We start from the raw sequence: 21,161 nt of genomic DNA on the forward strand, positions 1-21,161 counted from the left end.
TCGTGTGTTGCGCGGTGTGGAGTGCGGAGCAAAGAACAGGAAACAACACCCCCCCCCCCTCTCCTTTCCCTCCTCCTTTGCCTCCCCCCCCCCCCCCCCCCCCCCCCACGACCCGGGGAGAGAAGAGTGGCCGACCCCTTCGACCTGTCCACACCGGCCGAGCGCTGGCTGTGGAAGAAGGACACGCTCAAGGAGCCGACGATCCTTCAGTCGTTCGCCTTCGACGAGGCGAACAAGCATCTCTACGTCCTTCAGCTCACCCGGGGCGGCTCCACGGCAGGCGATCTCTGCCTCAACAAGCTCGACCTCCGGGGCAAGCGCCTGGGCCACATGTACCTGCGCGGCTTCGGGCACGGCGTCAGCATGGGCGTGCAGCACACGTCCGACGGCACCGTGTGGATCTGGACCGAGGCCGACGCCGAGGGCGGCTACGGCAGGGGCGTGACCCGTTTCCGCTTCGCCGACGGCGCCGTCCGCACGCGCGAGGACGTCAAGGTCCGCCACCCGATCCCGGGCTCCACCCACAACCAGCCGTCCCTCTGCCCGGACTCGCGGCGCATCGCCGTCCGCCACCGCGTCGACGACAAGCCCCGCTACCGGATCTGGGACCTCGACGCGTTCGTCGCCCGTGACTACTCCGCGCCGGTCGCCGACTTCCCGCAGACCGGCGCGCATCCCGACCCGAAGGTCCCGTTCCAGGGCTACGTCCTGCACGGCGACCACCTCTACCAACTGGCCGGGACCGCCTACGACGCCAAAACCAACCCGCCCGCGAAGCGCGGCAACGTCCACCTCTCCTGCCTCGACAGCCGCACCGGCCGACTGCTCGACCGGCAGCGCACCGAGGCCGGCCACTCCCTCGACCACCGCGAACCGGAGGGCCTCGCCGTCCGTCGTGGCTCCGAGCCCCGGCTCTGTCTGGGGCTGGCGTCCGGGCAGGAGGGGGCGCGCAGGTTCTCGGTCTACTACAAGCCGCAGACGGCCTGAGGCGGCCGTACGCTGACTCCATGGCCAGGATCAACGACGTCGGCGGTACGCAGGGGTTCGGTGCCATCGACACGACCGACGACGCCGAGCCGTTCCACGCGGACTGGGAGGCGCGGGTCGTCGGTCTCTTCAACACGTTGCGCGCGCAGGGCGTCTTCAACACCAACGAGTTCCGGGACGCGATCGAGTCGATGCCGCCCGCCGAGTACCTGGCGGCGTCGTACTACGAGCGCTGGTTCACCGCCATCTGCGTGCTGCTGGAGCGCAAGGGCGTGATCGAACCGGGTGAGCTGGATGACTGACCGCTTCCCGCCCGGCACCCGCGTGCGCACCTTCCACCACGACCCGCCGCACCACACCCGCCTGCCGCGGTACGCGCGCGGCAAGCGCGGTGTGGTCGTCGAGCCGGAGGGCCCGGACGAACTGCCCGACATCAGCGCGCGGGGGCGTGGCGACGCGCCCGTCGAGCAGATCTACGCGGTCCGTTTCGAGGCCCGTGACCTGTGGGGCGAGGGCGACCATCACGTCGTACTGGACCTGTGGGAGAGCTACTTGGAAGAGGACGAGGAGGGTACGGCCGATGAGCGGTGACCACACCGACGCGACGATCGCCCGGCGCGTACGGCGGCTGGAGACCCTGCTGGAGGAGAAGGGCCTGGTCACCGGCGGGAGGGTGGACGAGGTGATCGACGCGTTCCTCGCCGGGTCCTCGCCCGTGAACGGGGCGCGCGTCGTCGCACGGGCGTGGACCGACGAGGCGTTCAGGTCCCGTCTGCTGCGCGACGGAACGGCTGCCGTCCGGGAACTCGGCCACATGGACGGCTCGTACCAGCGGCTGCGGGTGGTGGAGAACACCGCCACCACCCACAACGTCATCGTCTGCACCCTCTGCTCCTGCTACCCGCTCCGCCTCCTCGGCCCGTCGCCCAGCTGGTACAAGTCCGAGGCGTACCGCTCCCGCGTGGTCCGCGAACCCCGCGCGGTCCTCGCCGAGTTCGGCGTGGAGCTGCCGCCCGACACCCAGGTCACGGTCTGGGACTCCAGCGCGGAATCCCGCTACATGGTGCTGCCGCGCCGCCCCGAGGACACCGCGGGGATGAGCGAGGAGGAACTGGCGGGACTGGTGACGCGCAACGCGCTGATCGGCACGGCCGTGGTGTAGGGCACGGGGCGGAAGACGGAAGGCGGAAGACGGAAGGCGGAAGGCGGAAGGCGCAGGTCAGTGGCGTAGGGCTCACTTCCGCCGCGGCTTCGCGTCCGCGTCCATGTCCGGTACGTCCTTCACCGACGGTTCCCCGAGCTCCTCCAGCGCCTCCTCGGCCAGCGGCACCCGCGTCGGCGAGAAGTGCGGATTGATCCGCAGCGCCTCTCCCAGATGCCGCCGCGCGGGCCCCGCCATCTCCAGCTCCCGCTCGATCATCCCCCGGTGATAGGCGTACAGCGCGCTGCGCACCCCGCCCCCCTTGTGCTTGTCGGTCGCCCGGCGGGCGAACTTCAGCGCCTCCTCGTCCTCCCCGGCCCGGTGCAGCGCCCACCCCAGCGCGTCGGCCACCGCGATGCTCGGCTGCCGCCGCCACTCGGTCCTGAGCCGCCGTACCGCCAGCTCCGCGTCGCCGTGGTCCGCCTCGAAGAGGCCCAGCACCAGCTCCTCGTCCACCCCGCCGGCCGCGGCCCGCGCCGCCCGCTCGCGCAGCAGGTCGTACTGCACGCGCGCCGCCTGCCCCAGCCCCATCGACTCGTACAACTCGCCCAGTTCCAGGGCGTATTCGGGGAGCGGCTGCTTGGCGAGGGCCGCCCGGTAGGCGTTCAGCGCCTCCGTGGAGCGGCCCAGTGCCGCCAGCGTCCGCCCCTGCCCGGCGAGCGCGGCCCGCTGGTCGGGGTCGAGGCGCACCGCCGCCTGGAAGTGCCGCAGGGCCACCTCCAGGTCACCGCGCTCCCAGGCGAGTTGCCCGGTCCGTTCGAGATACGCCGCCCGCTCGGCCGGGGCCTCGGCGCCCGCCGCCGCGTCGGACAGCGCCGCCGCCGCGTCCTCCCGCCAGCCCCGGTCCCGGTAGAGGGCCGCCGCCCGCGCCTGTACGGCCGGTCCCGAGCGCAGCTTCAGCAGCCGGTCCAGCGTCCGCTTGGCGGCCTTGTAGTCACCCAGCCCCGTCTGCGCGTCGATCAGCAGCGGATATGTCGTCCACCGCCTGCCGTCCAGCTTCAGCGCCGCCTCGCTCCACGTCCGCGCCGCTCCGTAGTCCCGCCGCGCGTTCGCCAGGGCCGCCATGCCGTCCAGCGCCTCGACGTTCGTCTCCCGCGCCCGCAGCGACGTACGCAGCGCCTTCTCGGCCTTCGGGTAGTACGCCGGATCCGCGGTCCGCCGCCCCTGTTCCACATACGCGGCCCCCAGCACCGCCCACGACCGGGCGTCCTCGGGATGCCTCCGCAGATGGGTCTCGCGCTCGTCGATCAGCACCGCCAGATCGGGCAGCGCCGCCGTCACCCCCGTCGTGACCGCGGCCAGCGCCTGCGACCCCGGTGCCGGCGCCGGTGAACCCGTCCCGCCCGGCCCCCACGGCAACAGCGTCAGCACCCCGCCCAGCACGACGCATCCCGCCACCGAGGCGATCAGCACTCGCCGGCGGTCGCGCGGGCGCTCCGGCGTGCCCTGTCCGTCCTGCGAGGTGCCGTGGTCCGCTGTGCTGCTCTCCGTGGCGCTGCTCTCCGAGGCGCTGTTGCGCATGGCGCTGTTCTCCATGGCGCTCACTGTGCGTGAAACGTGGCGTCAATACGACGACCACACCCGTCTGACCCCGGCTGCCGTACATGGGGTTCACACCGATGGCCCCGGGTGTCACGCTGTGATCATGAGCCGTATCGAAGCCGCACCCGACCAGGCCCGGGGGGACCTCACCGAGCGGCTGCTCGCGGGCCTGCCCGCCGAGGCCGTCCTGACCGACCCCGACATCACGGCGTCCTACGCCAACGACATGGCCAGCTTCTGCCCGGCCGGCGCCCCCGCCGTGGTCGTGCTGCCGCGCACGGTCGAAGAGGTCCAGCACGTCATGCGCACCGCCACCGAGCTGCGCGTCCCGGTCGTCCCGCAGGGCGCCCGCACGGGCCTGTCGGGCGGGGCCAACGCCTCCGACGGCTGCGTCGTGCTGTCCCTGACCAAGATGGACCGCATCCTGGAGATCAACCCGGTCGACCGCATCGCCGTCGTCGAGCCCGGCGTCATCAACGCGACCCTCTCCCGCGCGGTCAACGAACTCGGGCTGTACTACCCGCCGGACCCCTCCAGCTGGGAGATGTGCACGATCGGCGGCAACATCGGCACCGCCTCCGGCGGCCTGTGCTGCGTGAAGTACGGGGTGACGGCGGAGTACGTCCTCGGCCTGGACGTCGTCCTCGCCGACGGGCGCCTGATGTCCACGGGCCGCCGTACGGCCAAGGGAGTCGCGGGATACGACCTGACCCGCCTCTTCGTCGGTTCCGAGGGCTCGCTCGGCATCGTCGTACGGGCCGTGCTGGCGCTGAAGCCGCAGCCGCCGCAGCAGCTCGTGCTCGCCGCCGAGTTCGCCTCCGCGGCCGCCGCGTGCGACGCGGTGTGCCGGATCATGGAGGGCGGGCATGTGCCGTCGATGCTGGAGCTGATGGACCGTACGACGGTCAAGGCGGTCAACGACATCGCGAAGATGGCACTGCCGGAGGCGACCGAGGCCCTGCTGCTGGCCGCCTTCGACACCCCGGACCCCGCCGCCGACCTCGCCGCCGTGGGCGCGCTGTGCGAGGCGGCCGGCGCCACCCAGGTGGTTCCGGCGGACGACGCGGCCGAGTCCGAACTCCTCCTCCAGGCCCGCCGGTTGTCCCTTACCGCGCTGGAAGCGGTGCGGGGTGTGACGATGATCGACGACGTGTGTGTGCCGCGGTCCCGGCTGGGCGATCTGATCGAGGGCGTGGAACGCATCGCGGACAAGCACCAGCTGACCATCGGGGTCGTCGCCCACGCGGGCGACGGCAACACCCACCCGACCGTGTGCTTCGACGCGGCCGACCCCGACGAGTCCCGGCGGGCCCGCGAGTCCTTCGACGAGATCATGGCCCTCGGCCTGGACCTCGGCGGCACGATCACCGGCGAGCACGGCGTGGGCGTCCTGAAGAAGGAGTGGCTGGCCCGCGAGATCGGCCCGGTCGGGGTCGAGATGCAGCGCGGGATCAAGCAGGTCTTCGACCCGCTCGGCATCCTGAACCCGGGCAAGCTGTTCTGACCGGCCCCTCCGGTCTCTCTCGTCCCTCCCGTCTCATCGGTACGCCTCACTGGGCGAGCAGTTGGTCGAGCGCGTCGTCGATCCCCAACTGCTCGCCCTCCATGCCCGGCGGCACCAGCCGCAACGTCCGCTCCAGCCAGGCCGACACCTGCGCCGCCGGGGCCTGCAGCAGGGCGTCCCCGTCGGGGGAGCTCAGCCCCATGATCACGAGGCTCCGGCCGTCGACCTTCGTCGGCCACACCCGCACGTCCCCGTGCCCGCACGGCCGGAACACCCCCTCGACGAGCAGATCGCGGGAGAAGGTCCAGTGCACCGGGTGGTCGGAGTTGACGTGGAAGGCGATGTGCACGGCGAACGGGTCGTCGCTGTGATAGTTCAGCAGCGCCGGAACCGGGATGCTCCGCTCGGGCGACAGAACCAGCCGAAGCTCCAGCTCGCGCTCTACGACGGTGTGATGCATGGCGTGTACGTCCTCTCTCGTGACTCACACGGACCCTGCGAGCGGGCCCGTACGAGTGGAGAGGGAGCAGGGGCGCGGATCATTACGCGGGTTCGCGAAACTTTTTCCCGGCCGGTTGCCGGGAAGGTTCCGCTCGGGTGAATTCGCGCCGGTCTGGCGCTGCCTGCCCGGGGGCGACCCCCGGACCCCCGGCCGGGGGTTGGCTGGCCGTGCCCGAACGGGTGGCGTGGGGCGGGTGCTGCGGGCTGGTTGCCGGCCCGGTTCCGGGAAGGTTCCGCTCGTGTGCAGTACGTGTGCGAGGTTGCCCGGAAAGGAGTGGGTCCTACGGGACTGGCGGTGCTGGTTGCGCCGGTCTGATAGATGTGGAGGCCCCTATTTGACCCACGAGCAGATACCGGACGACGGACATGAGCGCCCCAACCCCGGCCCCCGGTGACGACAGGCCCCGCGAAGGGTATTACCCGGACCCGTCCATTCCTGGATATGTCCGGTACTGGAACGGTGCCTCCTGGGTGCCGGGCACCAGCCGTCCGGCACCGACGGACGGCGAACCGCTCGCCCCGCCGCCGGGTGCGAACCCGGACGGGTCCGCGGCCGCCTCGGTCGAGGAGACCGGCCCGCACTTCTTCGACGAGGAGCCCGCGCCCGGCCACGGCCAGCACGGCAGCCGCCCGGAGCCGGCGTCCGCCTGGGGCGCCGACCCCGCCCACCAGGCCGGCTTCGGCGGCGACCAGGACCACCGTGTCTCCTGGGGCGCCCCGCAGGACCCGGACCCGAGGGACCCGCGCGCGGCCCACGCTCCGCCCGCCGAGCCGGAGTCCGACTCCGGGGGCGTCGCCTCCGGGGACACGTTCATGATCCGCCGGCCCGTGGCGGGAGGCGCCGCGGGAGCGCAGGCCACTCCCGGCATCCCCGGCCCCACCCCCGCCGACGGCACCATGGCCATCCGCGCGGTGTCCCCGCGCACGGGGCAGCAGGGCCGGGCGGCCGGGGCGCAGGGCGGAAGCACGGGCGCGTCCGCCGGCCCGGGCGCCGCGCGTGCGGACGCCGACCGCCCCTCGGCGGCCGGTGCCCCGCAGGGCCCCGGCTTCGGCGCCGGGAAGGCCGCCGCGGAGCGGGCCGCAGGGGCCCACGGACAGGCTCAGACGGCCGCGGGGGCCGCGAGTGCCGCCCAGGCGGCCGGCGCCGCTCCCACGGCTCTCTCCGGCCCGCAGCAGGCCCAGCAGGCCGCCCCGAGCATCCCCCAGCAGTCGGGCGGCCCGCAGCCCGCGGCAGCCGCCTCCGGCGCGCCCATGTCGGCGGGCCCCGGCGGCGGCCAGTCCTCCTGGGCGCAGCAGGTCCACCGGCTCGCGGGCCCCGAGGACGACCAGCCGGTCGCCCCGTGGAAGCCCCCGACCCTGGACCCGTTCCAGGCGGCCGCCATGCGTCAGGCCGCCGCCCGCCCCGCGGGCATGGGCAAGCGCCTGGCCGCGCGGCTGCTGGACACCGTCGTGCTGGGCGCCGTCACCGCCGTGGCCGCCGTACCGCTCGGCACCAAGGCGATCGACCACGTCAACGAGAAGATCGACGCCGCCAAGCTCTCCGGCGAGACGGTCACCGTCTGGCTGCTGGACGGCACCACTTCGGCGTATCTCGGCATCATCCTGGCCGTCCTGCTCCTGTTCGGCGTCGCCTACGAGGTGCTGCCCACGGCCAAGTGGGGCCGCACGCTGGGCAAGAAGCTGCTCGGCCTGGAGGTGCGGGACATCGAGGCCCACGAACCCCCGGTGTTCGGCGCGGCCCTGAAGCGCTGGCTCGTCTACAGCATCCCCGGCCTGCTCGTCGTCGGCGTCGTCGGCGTGCTGTGGTGCGTGTTCGACCGGCCCTGGCACCAGTGCTGGCACGACAAGGCGGCGCGTACGTTCGTCGCGGGCTGACCGCGTACGGCGAACGGCCCGGAAGATTTCGTACCCCGGACGGCCCCGCGCCGGATGCGGAGCCGGACGGTTCGCGGTCGACTCGGGCCATGAGCAGCGAACCGCCTCCCGGCTCCGGTCAGCAACCCCCGGAAGACGATCCGTTCAGGAAACAGCCCCCGCCGCCCGAGGGCTCGGGTTCGCCGTACGGTGAGCAGCCACCGTACGGCGGCCAACCCCCGCCCTCCTACGGCGGCGGCCCCTACGGCGGTGACCCGTTCGGCGGCGGAGGTCAGCCCGCGGACCCGCTCGCCGGAATGCCGCCGCTCGCCGACAGCGGCAAGCGCACGCTGGCCCGCATCATCGACATGATCCTGGTGGGCGTCGTCGTCTGGCTGCTCACCTGGGGCTTCGGCGTCACCGAGTACGACGTGGACACCGACAAGGTGGAGTACAGCAAGTCCTTCGTGCAGTCGCTGGTCGCGGCCGTGCTGTTCATCGGCTACGACACCGTCATGACCGCCAGGACGGGGCAGACGCTCGGCAAGAAGCTGCTCAACATGCGGACGGCGAACCTCGACAACGGCGCCACACCGTCCGTGCAGACCTCGCTGATCCGGGCCGCGGTGCTGTGGATCCCGTTCGCGTTCTGCTGTGCCTGCCTCTGGACCGTCATCGCCGGTGGCTGGAGCTTCTTCGACAAGCCCTACAAACAGGGCCTGCACGACAAGGCGGCGAAGACGGTCGTGGTCAGCACCGGCACCTGAGGGTCAGGGTCAGGACTGGGTCAGTACGGGTTCCTCCGCCTGTTCCCGGTCGGCGCGGGCGCGGGCGGGCTTGCGCACCGCCACCACGCGGGGCTTCTTGGGCATGGGCACCGTCATGGCGACCAGGAGCCCGAGCAGGAGCGCCGCGACGGCGATGACCGCGATCCCCGCACCCGAACTCGTCTGCGACAGCAGCAGCATGGCGAGCGTCGAGAAGATCACGGTGCACGAGCCGTAGGCGAGCTGTGCGGCAGTCGGACGAGGCATGATCATCGTGTCCTCGGAATCAGGGGTGCACGGGGGTCTCGGCCTGGCTTTCCGCCGACGTCCGGGCGTTCCGCCATCCGACTCTAACCGCGTGCATGCCCGAGAGGAACAAACCGTAAGCGTGACCTAACCAACAGTGCCGGTGCACGGGGGGCGCACGGAGTCATCTCGTCCAGCAAGTGGACGGCGGCACGCGCCGTTGCCGAAAGGGTTGTTGTTCGCTAAACGAACATCGACTCCGCATAGTGCAATTGACCTGTTCAAGTCAAGGTCTGTATTTTCTGCTTAACCTCTAGTCAAATGTCGTCACTTGACTACACGCGTTGATCAGGCGCTCGCGGGAACCTCCATGACCAGGACCCTCCCTTCCGCGTGCCCGGACGCGGGGGAGGAAGCAAGTGACCAGTAGACCCTGGACGTTCAGAACGGCGGCAACAGCCGTCGCGCTCGCTACGGCGGCGGCGACGTTCTCGACCTTCGCGGTGGCTCAGGCCGACGAAGGCGCGCCGGCGTCCGTGGAGCGGCACGACCCGGCGGAGCACACTCACGCCGACCACGACCTCGACGGCCCGATGAGCAAGACTCAGGAGGCTCAGCGCGAAGAGGCCCTGAACCAGGTCATATCCGGCCGGACCAAGGTGAAGAAGCGCGACGGCTCACAGGTCGTCGAGCTCAAGAGCAAGAAGGGCGACAGCAAGTACGTCGAGCTGGGCCGCGAGAAGACCGACAAGATCTTCACGATCCTGGTCGAGTTCGGCGACCAGATCGGCGAGTTCGGCGGTACGCCGGCCCGGCCCACAACCAGATAGCCGAGCCCGACCGCAAGAAGGACAACTCGACGGCCTGGCAGGCGGACTACAACCAGAAGCACTACCAGGACCTCTACTTCGGCACCGGCAAGAAGACCGAGTCGCTGAAGAAGTACTACGAGAAGCAGTCCTCGGGCCGCTACTCGGTCGACGGCGAGGTCACCGACTGGGTCAAGGTCCCCTACAACGAGGCCCGCTACGGCAACAACGCCTGTGGCGAGACCAACTGCGCCAGCGTCTGGAACGTCGTCAGTGACGGTCTGAACGCGTGGGTCGCCCAGCAGAAGGCAGCTGGGAAGACCGACGCCGAGATCAAGGCGGACGTCGCGCAGTTCGACCAGTGGGACCGGTACGACTTCGACGGCGACGGCGACTTCAACGAGGCCGACGGCTACATCGACCACTTCCAGATCGTGCACGCCGGTGAGGACGAGTCCGCGGGCGGCGGCGCGCAGGGCACCGACGCGATCTGGGCCCACCGCTGGTACGCCTTCGGCACCGACGCGGGAGCCACCGGCCCCGACGCCAACAAGCTGGGCGGCGCGCAGATCGGCTCCACCGGCATCTGGGTCGGCGACTACACCGTCCAGCCGGAGAACGGCGGCCTGGGTGTCTTCGCCCACGAGTACGGTCACGACCTCGGTCTGCCGGACCACTACGACACCGCCGGCGGCGAGAACTCCACCGGCTTCTGGACCCTGATGTCCTCCGGTTCCTGGCTCGGCACCGGCAAGAAGGAGATCGGTGACCTGCCCGGCGACATGACCGCCTGGGACAAGCTCCAGCTGGGCTGGCTGAACTACGACCGGGCGAAGGCCGCGACGACGTCCGAGCACAAGCTGGGCGTGGCCGAGTACAACACCCGGCACAAGCAGGCCCTGGTGGTCGAGCTGCCGAAGAAGGCCGTCACCACCGAGCTCGTGACTCCCGCGCAGGGCGCCACCCAGTGGTGGAGCGGCAGCGGCAACAACCTGAAGAACACGCTGAGCCGTTCCGTGGACCTCACCGGCAAGTCCGCGGCCTCCCTCACCCTCGACGGCTGGTGGGAGATCGAGAACGGCTACGACTACCTCTACACCGAGGTGTCGACCGACGGCGGCGCCAACTGGACGGCGATCGACGGCACGGCGAACGGCAACGCGATCAGCCGCGACGGCAGCGACAAGCCGGCGCTCAGCGGCGCGGTGGACGCGTACCAGAAGCTCGTCTACCCGCTCGACGCCTACGTGGGCAAGAAGATCGACCTCCGCTTCCGCTACGCGACCGACGGTGGTCTGGCGATGAAGGGCTTCGCGGCCGACCGGATCACGGTCACCGCCGACGGCTCCGCCCTCTTCGCGGACGACGTGGAGAGCGTGGACAACGCCTGGACGGCGACCGGCTTCACGCGGATGGGCGCGTCCTTCACCAAGGACTACGAGCAGTACTACCTCGCCGAGAACCGCCAGTACGTGTCGTACGACAAGACCCTGAAGTCGGGCCCGTACAACTTCGGCTTCTCGTCGACCCGTCCGGACTGGGTGGAGCACTACGCCTACCAGAACGGCCTGTTGATCTGGAAGTGGGACACCTCGCAGGCGGACAACAACACCAGCGCCCACCCGGGCGTCGGCCTCGTCCTGCCGGTGGACTCCCACCCGGCCCCGCTGAAGTGGTCCGACGGCACGCTGATGCGCAACCGCATCCAGTCCTACGACGCGCCGTTCAGCCTCTACCGCACGGACGGCATGACGCTGCACAACGCGGACGTCGCGACGAGGATCCCGTCGCGTGCGGGGGTGCCGGTCTTCAACGACCGCACCAACACGTACTACGACGCGGCGACCCCGGCCGCGGGTGTCAAGATCACTGACACCAACACGAAGATCAAGATCCTCAAGGAGGCCTCGAACGGCTCGACGATCACGGTCGAGGTTGGCCGCGCGGTGAAGTAATTCGCGTTTTCGCAGGTCAGAGCACTATCGGCGGTGACCCCCTGGCGGGGTTGCCGCCGATCGTGTTTAGGTGCACCCTGTGCTTCCGTTATTGACACCGGTGCCGGCACAGGCACCGGAACCGACCCTGACACCGACTCGCACGGGGGTGTGACCGCATGGCCGCTGGAGGTTTCTGCAAGCTGCCGACCGGCAGCGTGGTGGTGGCGCTGAACCTGCCCAGACCCACCGCCGACGGCACGGGCTGCGTCCGTGTCCTCGTCCACGCCCAGAACCGCGCCCGAGCCCTGACCAGGCTCCGCAACCTGGGCATGCGAGCCGTCTACCTGCGAGGCAACGGCTCTCCACCGACCCCGGACGAGATCACGGCGGTCCTGCACCACCCGGACGGCCTGATATGGCGAACGGCCCCCGACAACGGTGTCGGCGTGAGCCCGGAGCTGGTGCAGGAGCTGTGGCACCCGATCAGGGCACTGCTGAGGAGGCCGACGGCGTCGGCGTGAGTGAGGCGGCCCTGACGAATGCGGCTACGGCCCGGCAGCGCCCTACGGCGCCGCGGTCGCCAGACGACCGGATGAGGCACCCCGTGCAGCGCCCGGTAGAGCGCTACGCGACCACCGGCTTCCCCGCCAGCTCCACGCCCGCCTCGCGCATCTCCTCCAGCGCCCGCTCCGTGGTCTCGGAGGCCACCCCGGCGGTCAGGTCCAGCAGCACCTGCGTACGGAAGCCCTCCCGCGCCGCGTCCAGGGCCGTGGCGCGCACGCAGTGGTCCGTGGCGATGCCCACCACGTCCACCTCGGAGACCTCCCGGGCCCGCAGCCAGTCGGCCAGCCGCACGCCGTTCTCGTCGGCCCCCTCGAACCCGCTGTAGGCCGCCGCGTACGCGCCCTTGTCGAACACGGCGTCGATCGCGCCGGAGGCCACCGCGGGGGCGAAGTTCGGGTGGAAGCCGACGCCCTCCGTGCCGGCGACGCAGTGCGCCGGCCAGGAGTGGGCGAAGTCCGGGTTGGTGGAGAAGTGACCGCCGGGGGCGATGTGGTGGTCGCGGGTGGCGACGACATGCTGGTAGCCGGACCCGGCCGCCTGCCCGATCAGCTCGGTGACGGCGGCGGCCACGTCGGCGCCGCCGGCCACCGCGAGGCTGCCTCCCTCGCAGAAGTCGTTCTGCACATCTACGACGATCAAGGCGCGGCGCATGGTCGGTGTCCTTCGGTTATGGACGCTGGGGCCGGGACGCCGCGAAAGGGGCTGGCCCGGCCGTGAACTTACGAGCCTAGAGACTTCGGGTGCCGTGCGGGAGGGGGCATTGCGTGCGCACGCCGGGCGCGCTCGCTTCACGCCCCCGTCTGGCTCTCCGAGCGCCCGTTGACATACTCCGTCGGGATGACAGGTTCCCCGCGCGAGAGCTGTGTGGCGGACAGCGGCAGATTCGCGCGAGCGGCCGCGTGCCGGTCCCGTACGACGTCCAGCGGCTCACGGGCCACCACGTCACCCCCCTTGACCAGCTCGACCAGCAGCTGCCGGTCGGCGAGCCCGTCCGGCACCGGCCCGGTGCCGACGACCTCCGCCTCCGCGGCGCCGTACTCGTCCAGGCGACGCGCGGCCCACTTGCGGCCGCCGATCGACGTCTTGCCGCCGGTCGACTTCTTCGCCACCGGCACCAGCGGTGCCGTGGGGTCGGCGGACTCCGCGCGGGCGACCAGCTTGTAGACCATCGAGCAGGTCGGATGCCCGGACCCGGTCACCAGCTGGGTGCCGACGCCGTACGCGTCCACCGGCGCCGCCGCCAGCGAGGCGATGGCGTACTCGTCCAGGTCGGAGGTCACGATGATCCGCGTGTCCGTGGCGCCCAGCTCGTCCAGCTGCTGCCGGACCCGGTGCGCCACCAGCAGCAGGTCGCCCGAGTCGATCCGCACGGCGCCCAGCTCGGGCCCGGCGACCTCCACGGCCGTACGGACCGCCTCGGCGACGTCGTAGGTGTCCACGAGCAGCGTGGTGCCCCGGCCCATGGAGTCGACCTGGGCCTGGAAGGCGTCCCGCTCGCGGTCGTGCAGCAGGGTGAAGGCGTGGGCGCTGGTGCCGACGGTGGGGATGCCGTAGCGGAAGCCGGCGGCCAGGTCGGAGGTGGAGGTGAAGCCGCCGAGGTAGGCGGCCCTGGACGCCGCCACCGCGGCCAGCTCATGGGTGCGGCGGGCGCCCATCTCGATGAGCGGGCGCCCCCCGGCGGCCGACACCATCCGCGAGGCGGCCGCGGCGATCGCGGAGTCGTGGTTGAGGATGGAGAGGATCACCGTCTCCAGCAGCACGCACTCGGCGAAGGTGCCCTCGACCCGCATGATCGGCGAGCCCGGGAAGTAGACCTCGCCCTCGGGGTAGCCCCAGACGTCGCCGGAGAAGCGGTAGCCCGCGAGCCACTGAAGGGTCTGCTCGTCGACGATGTTCCGCTCGCGCAGGAAGCCGAGCACGTCGGCGTCGAAGCGGAAGTTCTCGACGGCGTCCAGCACGCGGCCGGTGCCGGCCACGACGCCGTAGCGCCGCCCGTTGGGCAGCCGCCGGGTGAAGACCTCGAAGACGCTCCGCCGCTGGGCGGTGCCGGCCTTCAGGGCGGCCTGCAGCATCGTGAACTCGTACTGATCCGTGAAGAGCGCCGTCGAGGGAACGTCCACCGGCAGCCCTAGGTCCGCTGTGTTCATGACGGGGATGGTACCCCCATTTCGTCAGTCTGACGATTTGTGGGGTCGGGGTCACGGTCGAGGTCACGGTCGAGGTCACAACAGGCGCGCTTGCGCAGCCCGTTTGTGCGACCGCCCCCCTCGGGTGGCAGCATGGGCTCTGTGACGTCACCCGCACCCCTGGAGATCGAACGCACCGAGTCGGCGGAGGAGGTCTTCGCCGTCCCCGAGCCGGACGTCCCCTGGGTCACGATCGTCCACAACGACCCGGTCAACCTGATGAGCTACGTGACCTACGTCTTCCAGTCCTACTTCGGCTACACCAAGGACAAGGCCACCAAGCTCATGCTCGATGTCCACCACAAGGGCCGGGCGGTCGTCTCCAGCGGCACTCGCGAGGAGATGGAACGCGACGTGCAGGCCATGCACGGCTACGGTCTGTGGGCCACCCTCCAGCACGACCGCAAGTGACCCGTTCGCCCGCGCAGGACCCGGAAGTAGCGAATCGCCTCCATGCCAGGAACCTTCGAACCGCTCCCCGGCGGCGGCGCGGCCGTCGCCCTCGATGACGTCGAGATCTCCATCATCCGGTCGCTGGCCGTCCAGCTCCTGGAACTGATCGGCCCCGGCCCCGCCGCGGACACCCCCGACGACCCGCTCGCCGAGCTGTTCGCCGAGGGTCCGAGCGAACCGCCCGCCGATCCGGTCCTGAGGCGCCTTTTCCCGGACGCCTACAGCGACCCGGAGGCGACCCCGGGTCCCCAGGAGGCGGAGGAGCAGCGGGCGTACTCCTCGGAGTTCCGCCGCTTCACCGAGAACGACCTGCGCGCCGGCAAGCGGGACAGCGCGCTCGCGGTGGTCCGCTCCCTGGACGAGCTCAGCTCCTCCGCCGCCGGTGAGGGCGGCGCGGTGCTCAAGCTCTCCCCCGAGGAGTCCCAGCTGTGGCTCGGCGCCCTCAACGACCTGCGCCTCGCCATCGGCTCCCGGCTGGAGATCACCGACGAGGACGACACCGACCTGCTCTACCGGCTGCCGGACGAGGATCCGCGCAAGCCGATGGTGATGGCGTATCTGTGGCTGGGCGGGCTCCAGGAGACGCTCGTCGCCACGCTCCTGCCGTAGTAGGCCCGGGTATGGGTCCGGCCCCGCCGCCGTACGCGCCGGGGCCGGACCCATGGGTGCGGCGTGCTCAGGCCACCAGTGCGGTGATGCAGGAGGTTGCCCCCGCGCCGACCGCCTGCTTGGCGACCTTGCTCGCAAGATCCTTGTTCACGCGGCCGACGATGAGCGAGATTGCGGCCGCAACGGACGCGTTCACAAGGCAGTTCTTCGTCTTCTTGCTCATCCTGAGGCCCCCGACGAGCAGCTCGCAGGCTTCCTTGTCGCCGTAGTGGCACTTGCTGGCGGCGATGTCCTGCCAGGTGTCGATCCTGGGCGTCCGAGGTGACGAGCCGTGCTGCGGCTGGGCCACGGCCGGTGCGGCCCCGAGGGCCAGCGAGCCGAGCACGGCGAGGGAGACGATCTTGAGCTTCATTGGTGTTCCCCTGTGTGGTGGACGGTGCGAGCCCGCGGTGGTGGTCGACCAACCGCTGGTCAGTGGCCCGCTCCGAGCACGCTAGGAGCGTTGGCATGTGCAAGGCCAGAAAATTGATCAACATCTGAGGAATGTGCCGACCTCGGGCGGGGCACATTTTGTTCATCTGTCAACTGTTTGCGATTCAAGGGGTGTTCGCTCAGAGGGTGCTCAGATCCGAATAACGATCCAGTCACCACCCATGCTCCTTGTGCGGCGATTTATGCCCCGTGTCCGGACCTCCTTGTGGTGTGCGCCACGTCGATCGGGTCGATCACTGCAACGGCCGTGATAGATCTTCTCGACCGCCCGCGGACGCCACCCCTGTCCACGGGGGGCGCCACCACGCCGGCGGATCGTCGGCTCGGCACCGCTCCATCCACATCCGGGGGGATCGTGACCCGATCCGGGGCCGCTTCGCAGGCTCGGATCATCATGGAGAAAGGCGCACCATTCATGACCTCAGTGCAGGTCGACAAGCATCCTGACGGCAACGGGGCCGACGGATCCGCGGCGGAGGACGGCGAGGGGTATCAGCGCGGGCTAGGGGCCCGGCAGATCCAGATGATCGCCATCGGCGGTGCCATCGGTACGGGCCTGTTCCTCGGCGCGGGCAAGGGCATCTCCAAGGCCGGACCCAGTCTGATCCTGGCGTATGCCATCGCGGGCCTCGTGATCTTCTTCATCATGCGGGCGCTCGGCGAACTGCTGCTGTACCGCCCGGTCTCCGGCTCCTTCGCGGACTACGCCCGTGAGTTCATCGGTCCGTTCGCGGGGTTCGTCACCGGCTGGACGTACTGGCTGTTCTGGGTCGTCACCGGAATCACCGAGGTCACCGCCGCGGCCGCCTACATGACGTACTGGTTCGACATCCCGCAGTGGGTCTCGGCGCTGATCTTCACCGTTGTCCTCTACGGCGCCAACCTGATCTCCGTGAAGCTCTTCGGTGAGCTGGAGTTCTGGTTCTCGATGGTCAAGGTCACCGCGATCGTCGGCATGATCCTCATCTGCGTGGGCATCCTGACGCTCGGCTTCTCGGACGCCGGCGACACCGCTTCCGTGACCCACCTGTGGAGCGACGGCGGATTCTTCCCGCACGGCATCGGCAGCACACTGATGACCCTGCAGATGGTGATGTTCGCCTTCCTCGCCGTCGAGCTGGTCGGCGTCACCGCGGGCGAGTCCAAGGACCCCAGGACCGTGCTGCCCAAGGCGATCAACACTGTGCCGTGGCGTATCGCCGTCTTCTACGTCGGCGCTTTGATCATGATTCTCTCGGTGGTGCCCTGGAGTCAGTTCCAGCCCGGCGTCAGCCCCTTCGTGGCAGCCTTCGAGAAGATGGGCCTCGCCGCCGGCGCGGGCATCGTGAACTTCGTCGTCCTGACCGCCGCCCTGTCGTCCTGCAACTCCGGCATGTACTCCACCGGCCGCATGCTGCGCAATCTCGCGCTCAACAGCCAGGGACCGAAGCTCTTCACCAGGCTCACGAAGAACGGCCTGCCGCTGGCGGGCACCACGTTCTCCGCCGCGCTGATGATGGTCGGCGTCTGGATCAACTACCAGTGGCCGGGCAAGGCGTTCGACTACGTGGTGTCCTTCGCGACCATCTCCGGCATGTGGGCCTGGATCGTCATCCTGATCTGCCAGCTTCGCTACCGTGCCAAGGCCGACCGCGGGGAACTGCCCCGGTCCGAGTTCCGCACGCCCGGCGCCCCCGTCACCAGCTGGTTCGCGCTCGCCTTCATCGGCATGGTGATCGTGCTGATGGGCATCGACAAGGACGCCCGTATCTCGCTGTACTGCGCACCGCTGTGGGGGCTGATCCTCGGCGTCTCCTACCTGGTGCTCAAGCGCCGGGATCCGCAGGCTGCGGCGTTCAAGAAGCGCTGACGAAGCCTCCCCGAGGACGTCCAGCCGGGCGGGGCACTCGTGGCGCCCCGTTCCGCTGCCGCTCAGGGCGTCCGGCATGTGGGCCGCCCCGTACCACTCTTCGGTACGGGGCGGCCCTCTGCTTATCCTGACGAGCATGCTGACCATCACCCAGGCCCTCGTCGACCAGATCGTCGCCCACGCGCGCAAGGACCACCCCGACGAGGCGTGCGGCGTCGTGGCGGGCCCGGCGGGCTCGGACCGCCCCGAGCGCTTCATCCCGATGCTGAACGCCGCGATGTCGCCCACGTTCTACGAGTTCGACTCCGGCGACCTGCTCAAGCTCTACCGCGAGATGGACGACCGCGACGAGGAGCCGGTGGTCATCTACCACTCCCACACGGCCACCGAGGCCCGCCCTTCCCGCACCGACATCTCCTACGCCAACGAGCCCGGCGCGCACTACGTCCTCGTCTCCACGGCCGACACCGACGGCCTCGGCGAGTTCCAGTTCCGCTCCTTCCGGATCATCGACGGCGAGGTGACGGAGGAGAAGGTCGACATCGTCGAGGCGTACTGAGCACGGAGCACCCGCGACCGACCTGAACAGCGCGGTCTCACTCCCCGGCCCGCATCCGTCCGCGATGTGGGATCACATACCAAGAGGCGGACCGGGAATCGATACGATGACCCCATGGTTTTCCACGACGTGAGCGAGAAGACGCCGGGCATGCTGCTCGTGGCGCGGCTGCACGTCGACCTGTGCAGGCTCGCCAGCGCCATCTGTTGACGCGACACCCTGCCGCCGTACGGCCGTGAGCCGCGGCGCCGCACACCCGCACCACCCTGCTGCACTTGCGCTGCCGCGCGCCCGCCCGACTACTCCCGACAGGAGCCCTGAGCCATGGCCATCGAGGTCCGCATCCCCACCATCCTCCGCACCTACACCGACGGTCAGAAGGCGGTGGAGGGCAGTGGTGACACCCTCGCCAAGCTGTTCGCCGACCTTGAGACCCGGCACGCGGGCATCCAGGCCCGCATCGTGGACGGCGACCAGCTGCGCCGCTTCGTCAACGTCTACCTGAACGACGAGGACGTCCGCTTCCTCGACGGCATCAACACCAAGCTGACCGACGGCGACAACGTCACGATCCTGCCGGCCGTGGCCGGCGGCATGGCCTGATCCCTATGCGCTACGACTCCCCGCTCGCCGCGGTGGGCAACACCCCTCTGGTGTGCCTGCCGCGGTTGTCGCCGTCCGAGGACGTCCGCATCTGGGCCAAGCTGGAGGACCGCAACCCCACCGGCTCGGTCAAGGACCGCCCGGCCCTGCACATGATCGAGCAGGCGGAGAAGGACGGCCGTCTCACCCCGGGCTGCACGATCCTGGAGCCGACCAGCGGCAACACCGGCATCTCCCTGGCGATGGCGGCGAAGCTCAAGGGCTACCGCATCGTGTGCGTGATGCCGGAGAACACCTCGCAGGAGCGCCGGGACCTGCTCGCCATGTGGGGCGCGGAGATCATCTCCAGCCCGGCCGCGGGCGGCTCCAACACCGCGGTGCGGGTCGCCAAGGAGCTGTCCGCCGAGCATCCCGACTGGGTGATGCTCTACCAGTACGGCAACCCCGACAACGCGGGCGCGCACTACGCCACGACCGGCCCGGAGATCCTCGCCGACCTCCCCTCGGTCACCCACTTCGTCGCCGGCCTCGGCACCACCGGCACCCTGATGGGCGTCGGCCGCTACCTGCGCGAGCACAAGCCCGACGTGAAGATCGTCGCGGCGGAACCGCGCTACGACGACCTGGTCTACGGCCTGCGCAACCTCGACGAGGGCTTCGTACCCGAGCTGTACGACGCCTCCGTCCTGACCACCCGCTTCTCGGTCGGCTCGGCCGACGCGGTCACCCGCACCCGTGAACTTCTCCAGCAGGAGGGCATCTTCGCGGGCATCTCCACCGGCGCCGCGCTGCATGCCGCGATCGGTGTCGGGAACAAGGCCCTCAAGGCAGGTGAGAGCGCGGACATCGTGTTCGTCGTCGCCGACGGCGGCTGGAAGTACCTCTCGACCGGCGTCTACACCGCGACGTCGACCGAAGAGGCCATCGAGACGCTCCAGGGGCAGCTCTGGGCGTGAGCCGGCCGGCCGGCTCGGGGTCCGCGAGGCCCTGACGGGGCGAGTGACGGCGCCCTACGTCGAGAGGTGACGGACCTGGTCCCACACGACCGGGTCCATCACCCCCACCCTCCGCCGGAAGTCGGACACCGGTACGTCCCGCAGCTCACCCGTCTCCAGGAAGCTCGCCCGCCCGCGGGTGTCCCCCACGGAGCCCGGCGGCAGTGGGATCACGCCGTGCCGCTCGTCCCGGTACTTACTGGTGATCTTGGCGACGGTGACCCGCTGCCCGCGCACCGCGAGCACCAGACACGGCCGGTCCTTCGCCCCCGGCCCGTCCTCGTACGGCACGTTCGCCCACCAGATCTCCGCGGGCTCCGGACGGGCCGAAGCGCGCCCCCGACCACGTCCCCCGGGCCGCCCCGGCGGCCTGGTGCGCCGCCCTTCGGGCCGCCGCCCGCGTCCCCATCCGTCGACGAGCGTGGCGACCAGCGCCAGCAGTACGACCGCCGCGAGCGCGAGCCACCATGACGTGTCCATACGCACGAAGGTACCGGCGCGCAGCTACCCGCGCGCGCCTTCTCTCCCGCCCCACGCAACCCCGCGGCCCGACAGGCGTGCGAGGCACCCCCACCGCATCCAGCCGAACGCGTGACACCACAGGTGAGTTCGCCCACAACAGCCCTTGGCGGAGGAGCGACCAAAGGTTTTGCGCCTTACGCTCGACAAACCGCACGACCCCCGACGCCACCCATTCCCGATCTTCTGGATTTCCCGCCAGCGGAGGTTTCTGTTTCATGAAGCTCACCGTCGTCGGCTGCTCGGGGTCGTTCCCGTCCGCGGAATCGGCCTGCTCGAGCTACCTCGTCGAGGCCGACGGCTTCCGGCTGCTTCTCGACATGGGCAACGGCGCCCTGGGCGAGCTGCAGCGCCACTGCGGTCTCTACGACCTCGACGCGATCTTCCTCAGCCATCTGCACGCCGACCACTGCATCGACATGTGCGCGTATTTCGTCGCGCGCTACTACCGGCACGACGGCGGCCGCTGCGACCCGATCCCGGTCTACGGACCCGAGGGCACCGAGCAGCGTCTGACCACCGCCTACGCCGACACTCCCACCGCCTCGTCCATGAGCGAGGTCTTCGACTTCCACACGGTCAAGCCGTCCACCTTCGAGATCGGCCCGTTCACGGTGCACACGGAACGCGTGGCCCACCCGGTGGAGGCGTACGGCATCCGGATCGAGCACGCCGGGAAGGTCCTGACCTACTCCGGCGACACGGGCATCAGCACGGCCCTGGACGAACTCGCCCGCGACGCCGACCTGTTCCTGTGCGAGGCGGCGTTCACGCACGGCAAGGAGAACATCCCCGACCTGCACCTCAACGGCCGCGAAGCAGGTCAGACGGCGGCCCGAGCGGGCGCCCGCCGCCTGGTCCTCACCCACATCCCGCCGTGGACCGACCCCCAGATCAACCTCGACGACGCGCGCGAGGTCTACGACGGCCCGGTGAGGCTGGCGGCGCCGAGGCAGACGTACGAGATCTAGCCGGCTTGATCCA

23 protein-coding genes and 1 pseudogene are annotated in these 21,161 nt (G+C 70.3%); 17 read left to right on the forward strand and 7 right to left on the reverse strand.

What is annotated here, in order from left to right; all coding sequences use genetic code 11:
- The first annotated feature begins 126 nt into the window (after positions 1–126).
- From ACFU95_RS04280 to nthA, 4 genes are read left to right on the forward strand one after another with little or no spacing between them, the layout of a single operon-like run.
- A complete protein-coding gene (locus tag ACFU95_RS04280; RefSeq protein ID WP_383821466.1) occupies positions 127–987 on the forward strand; it encodes a Teichoic acid biosynthesis protein C (Precursor) in 861 nt (286 codons plus the stop codon).
- Positions 988–1,007: 20 nt separating this feature from the next.
- On the forward strand, positions 1,008–1,289 hold the full coding sequence (locus tag ACFU95_RS04285) for a hypothetical protein (RefSeq protein WP_383821469.1): 282 nt from the start codon (positions 1,008–1,010) through the stop codon (positions 1,287–1,289).
- A complete protein-coding gene (locus ACFU95_RS04290; RefSeq protein WP_383821471.1) occupies positions 1,282–1,578 on the forward strand; it encodes an SH3-like domain-containing protein in 297 nt (98 codons plus the stop codon). The genes ACFU95_RS04285 and ACFU95_RS04290 overlap by 8 nt, the downstream gene beginning before the upstream one ends.
- Positions 1,568–2,149, forward strand: coding sequence for a nitrile hydratase subunit alpha (nthA, locus tag ACFU95_RS04295; protein ID WP_383821474.1), 582 nt, complete (start codon positions 1,568–1,570; stop codon positions 2,147–2,149). The genes ACFU95_RS04290 and nthA overlap by 11 nt, the downstream gene beginning before the upstream one ends.
- Before the next feature lie 72 nt (positions 2,150–2,221).
- Here nthA and ACFU95_RS04300 read toward each other — a convergent pair whose 3' ends face one another.
- On the reverse strand, positions 2,222–3,724 hold the full coding sequence (locus ACFU95_RS04300) for a tetratricopeptide repeat protein (RefSeq protein ID WP_383821477.1): 1,503 nt from the start codon (positions 3,722–3,724) through the stop codon (positions 2,222–2,224).
- Between the two features lie 103 nt (positions 3,725–3,827).
- On the opposite strand from ACFU95_RS04300, the gene ACFU95_RS04305 reads away from it, so the two are divergent.
- A complete protein-coding gene (locus ACFU95_RS04305) occupies positions 3,828–5,234 on the forward strand; it encodes an FAD-binding oxidoreductase (protein ID WP_383821480.1) in 1,407 nt (468 codons plus the stop codon).
- A 46-nt stretch (positions 5,235–5,280) separates the two neighbouring features.
- Here ACFU95_RS04305 and ACFU95_RS04310 read toward each other — a convergent pair whose 3' ends face one another.
- Positions 5,281–5,694, reverse strand: coding sequence for an SsgA family sporulation/cell division regulator (locus ACFU95_RS04310; RefSeq protein ID WP_383821482.1), 414 nt, complete (start codon positions 5,692–5,694; stop codon positions 5,281–5,283).
- A 407-nt stretch (positions 5,695–6,101) separates the two neighbouring features.
- Here ACFU95_RS04310 and ACFU95_RS04315 point away from each other — a divergent pair, with 407 nt between their 5' ends.
- Positions 6,102–7,610, forward strand: coding sequence for an RDD family protein (locus ACFU95_RS04315; protein ID WP_383821484.1), 1,509 nt, complete (start codon positions 6,102–6,104; stop codon positions 7,608–7,610).
- Between the two features lie 89 nt (positions 7,611–7,699).
- On the forward strand, positions 7,700–8,356 hold the full coding sequence (locus ACFU95_RS04320) for an RDD family protein (RefSeq protein WP_383821487.1): 657 nt from the start codon (positions 7,700–7,702) through the stop codon (positions 8,354–8,356).
- A 9-nt stretch (positions 8,357–8,365) separates the two neighbouring features.
- Here the strand turns inward: ACFU95_RS04320 and ACFU95_RS04325 are convergent, their stop codons facing one another.
- Entirely contained in the window at positions 8,366–8,629 is a 264-nt protein-coding gene (locus ACFU95_RS04325; protein WP_078916379.1) for a hypothetical protein, read from the reverse strand.
- A 392-nt stretch (positions 8,630–9,021) separates the two neighbouring features.
- On the opposite strand from ACFU95_RS04325, the pseudogene ACFU95_RS04330 reads away from it, so the two are divergent.
- Both ACFU95_RS04330 and ACFU95_RS04335 read left to right on the forward strand, forming a co-directional pair.
- A pseudogene (locus ACFU95_RS04330) lies at positions 9,022–11,366 on the forward strand (immune inhibitor A domain-containing protein).
- 158 nt (positions 11,367–11,524) lie between these two features.
- Positions 11,525–11,869, forward strand: coding sequence for a hypothetical protein (locus tag ACFU95_RS04335; protein ID WP_383821490.1), 345 nt, complete (start codon positions 11,525–11,527; stop codon positions 11,867–11,869).
- Positions 11,870–11,972: 103 nt separating this feature from the next.
- Here ACFU95_RS04335 and ACFU95_RS04340 read toward each other — a convergent pair whose 3' ends face one another.
- Complete coding sequence (locus ACFU95_RS04340) at positions 11,973–12,563, reverse strand: isochorismatase family protein (protein WP_383821493.1); 591 nt, start codon at positions 12,561–12,563, stop codon at positions 11,973–11,975.
- 137 nt (positions 12,564–12,700) lie between these two features.
- Positions 12,701–14,059, reverse strand: coding sequence for a nicotinate phosphoribosyltransferase (locus ACFU95_RS04345; RefSeq protein ID WP_383821496.1), 1,359 nt, complete (start codon positions 14,057–14,059; stop codon positions 12,701–12,703).
- Positions 14,060–14,191: 132 nt separating this feature from the next.
- Between ACFU95_RS04345 and clpS the strand changes: the two genes are divergently transcribed.
- Positions 14,192–14,509, forward strand: a complete 318-nt coding sequence (gene clpS / locus ACFU95_RS04350) for an ATP-dependent Clp protease adapter ClpS (RefSeq protein ID WP_030053518.1) — start codon at positions 14,192–14,194, stop codon at positions 14,507–14,509.
- Positions 14,510–14,551: 42 nt separating this feature from the next.
- A complete protein-coding gene (locus ACFU95_RS04355; RefSeq protein ID WP_383821499.1) occupies positions 14,552–15,160 on the forward strand; it encodes a DUF2017 domain-containing protein in 609 nt (202 codons plus the stop codon).
- 67 nt (positions 15,161–15,227) lie between these two features.
- Here the strand turns inward: ACFU95_RS04355 and ACFU95_RS04360 are convergent, their stop codons facing one another.
- Complete coding sequence (locus tag ACFU95_RS04360; protein WP_383821501.1) at positions 15,228–15,572, reverse strand: hypothetical protein; 345 nt, start codon at positions 15,570–15,572, stop codon at positions 15,228–15,230.
- A gap of 495 nt (positions 15,573–16,067) precedes the next feature.
- On the opposite strand from ACFU95_RS04360, the gene ACFU95_RS04365 reads away from it, so the two are divergent.
- The 5 genes from ACFU95_RS04365 (at position 16,068) to ACFU95_RS04385 (ending at position 19,619) form a co-directional block, all read left to right on the forward strand.
- A complete protein-coding gene (locus tag ACFU95_RS04365; RefSeq protein WP_383821504.1) occupies positions 16,068–17,501 on the forward strand; it encodes an amino acid permease in 1,434 nt (477 codons plus the stop codon).
- 136 nt (positions 17,502–17,637) lie between these two features.
- Entirely contained in the window at positions 17,638–18,060 is a 423-nt protein-coding gene (locus ACFU95_RS04370; RefSeq protein ID WP_383821507.1) for a Mov34/MPN/PAD-1 family protein, read from the forward strand.
- 114 nt (positions 18,061–18,174) lie between these two features.
- Complete coding sequence (locus ACFU95_RS04375) at positions 18,175–18,270, forward strand: putative leader peptide (RefSeq protein ID WP_316959376.1); 96 nt, start codon at positions 18,175–18,177, stop codon at positions 18,268–18,270.
- A 114-nt stretch (positions 18,271–18,384) separates the two neighbouring features.
- Complete coding sequence (locus ACFU95_RS04380; RefSeq protein WP_383821511.1) at positions 18,385–18,663, forward strand: MoaD/ThiS family protein; 279 nt, start codon at positions 18,385–18,387, stop codon at positions 18,661–18,663.
- Positions 18,664–18,668: 5 nt separating this feature from the next.
- Positions 18,669–19,619 (forward strand): PLP-dependent cysteine synthase family protein, encoded by a 951-nt coding sequence (locus ACFU95_RS04385; protein WP_383821514.1) that lies wholly within the window; start codon positions 18,669–18,671, stop codon positions 19,617–19,619.
- A gap of 54 nt (positions 19,620–19,673) precedes the next feature.
- Here ACFU95_RS04385 and ACFU95_RS04390 read toward each other — a convergent pair whose 3' ends face one another.
- Positions 19,674–20,138, reverse strand: coding sequence for a type II toxin-antitoxin system PemK/MazF family toxin (locus ACFU95_RS04390; protein WP_383821517.1), 465 nt, complete (start codon positions 20,136–20,138; stop codon positions 19,674–19,676).
- A gap of 257 nt (positions 20,139–20,395) precedes the next feature.
- Between ACFU95_RS04390 and ACFU95_RS04395 the strand changes: the two genes are divergently transcribed.
- Complete coding sequence (locus ACFU95_RS04395; protein ID WP_383821520.1) at positions 20,396–21,148, forward strand: MBL fold metallo-hydrolase; 753 nt, start codon at positions 20,396–20,398, stop codon at positions 21,146–21,148.
- Positions 21,149–21,161: the final 13 nt, after the last annotated feature.

The organism is Streptomyces sp. NPDC057623, assembly GCF_042800355.1.
Taxonomy (GTDB): domain Bacteria; phylum Actinomycetota; class Actinomycetes; order Streptomycetales; family Streptomycetaceae; genus Streptomyces.

Bases quoted from the DNA above. Each gene is read 5' to 3' on its own strand.
- ACFU95_RS04325 (WP_078916379.1), bottom strand. From the start codon at position 8,629: ATGATCATGCCTCGTCCGACTGCCGCACAGCTCGCCTACGGCTCGTGC.
- ACFU95_RS04380 (WP_383821511.1), top strand. From the start codon at position 18,385: ATGGCCATCGAGGTCCGCATCCCCACCATCCTCCGCACCTACACCGAC.
- ACFU95_RS04365 (WP_383821504.1), top strand. From the start codon at position 16,068: ATGACCTCAGTGCAGGTCGACAAGCATCCTGACGGCAACGGGGCCGAC.
- ACFU95_RS04390 (WP_383821517.1), bottom strand. From the start codon at position 20,138: ATGGACACGTCATGGTGGCTCGCGCTCGCGGCGGTCGTACTGCTGGCG.
- ACFU95_RS04360 (WP_383821501.1), bottom strand. From the start codon at position 15,572: ATGAAGCTCAAGATCGTCTCCCTCGCCGTGCTCGGCTCGCTGGCCCTC.
- ACFU95_RS04340 (WP_383821493.1), bottom strand. From the start codon at position 12,563: ATGCGCCGCGCCTTGATCGTCGTAGATGTGCAGAACGACTTCTGCGAG.
- ACFU95_RS04370 (WP_383821507.1), top strand. From the start codon at position 17,638: ATGCTGACCATCACCCAGGCCCTCGTCGACCAGATCGTCGCCCACGCG.
- ACFU95_RS04315 (WP_383821484.1), top strand. From the start codon at position 6,102: ATGAGCGCCCCAACCCCGGCCCCCGGTGACGACAGGCCCCGCGAAGGG.
- clpS (WP_030053518.1), top strand. From the start codon at position 14,192: ATGGGCTCTGTGACGTCACCCGCACCCCTGGAGATCGAACGCACCGAG.
- nthA (WP_383821474.1), top strand. From the start codon at position 1,568: ATGAGCGGTGACCACACCGACGCGACGATCGCCCGGCGCGTACGGCGG.
- ACFU95_RS04320 (WP_383821487.1), top strand. From the start codon at position 7,700: ATGAGCAGCGAACCGCCTCCCGGCTCCGGTCAGCAACCCCCGGAAGAC.
- ACFU95_RS04300 (WP_383821477.1), bottom strand. From the start codon at position 3,724: ATGGAGAACAGCGCCATGCGCAACAGCGCCTCGGAGAGCAGCGCCACG.
- ACFU95_RS04395 (WP_383821520.1), top strand. From the start codon at position 20,396: ATGAAGCTCACCGTCGTCGGCTGCTCGGGGTCGTTCCCGTCCGCGGAA.
- ACFU95_RS04335 (WP_383821490.1), top strand. From the start codon at position 11,525: ATGGCCGCTGGAGGTTTCTGCAAGCTGCCGACCGGCAGCGTGGTGGTG.
- ACFU95_RS04385 (WP_383821514.1), top strand. From the start codon at position 18,669: ATGCGCTACGACTCCCCGCTCGCCGCGGTGGGCAACACCCCTCTGGTG.
- ACFU95_RS04290 (WP_383821471.1), top strand. From the start codon at position 1,282: ATGACTGACCGCTTCCCGCCCGGCACCCGCGTGCGCACCTTCCACCAC.
- ACFU95_RS04375 (WP_316959376.1), top strand. From the start codon at position 18,175: ATGGTTTTCCACGACGTGAGCGAGAAGACGCCGGGCATGCTGCTCGTG.
- ACFU95_RS04285 (WP_383821469.1), top strand. From the start codon at position 1,008: ATGGCCAGGATCAACGACGTCGGCGGTACGCAGGGGTTCGGTGCCATC.
- ACFU95_RS04310 (WP_383821482.1), bottom strand. From the start codon at position 5,694: ATGCATCACACCGTCGTAGAGCGCGAGCTGGAGCTTCGGCTGGTTCTG.
- ACFU95_RS04345 (WP_383821496.1), bottom strand. From the start codon at position 14,059: ATGAACACAGCGGACCTAGGGCTGCCGGTGGACGTTCCCTCGACGGCG.
- ACFU95_RS04355 (WP_383821499.1), top strand. From the start codon at position 14,552: ATGCCAGGAACCTTCGAACCGCTCCCCGGCGGCGGCGCGGCCGTCGCC.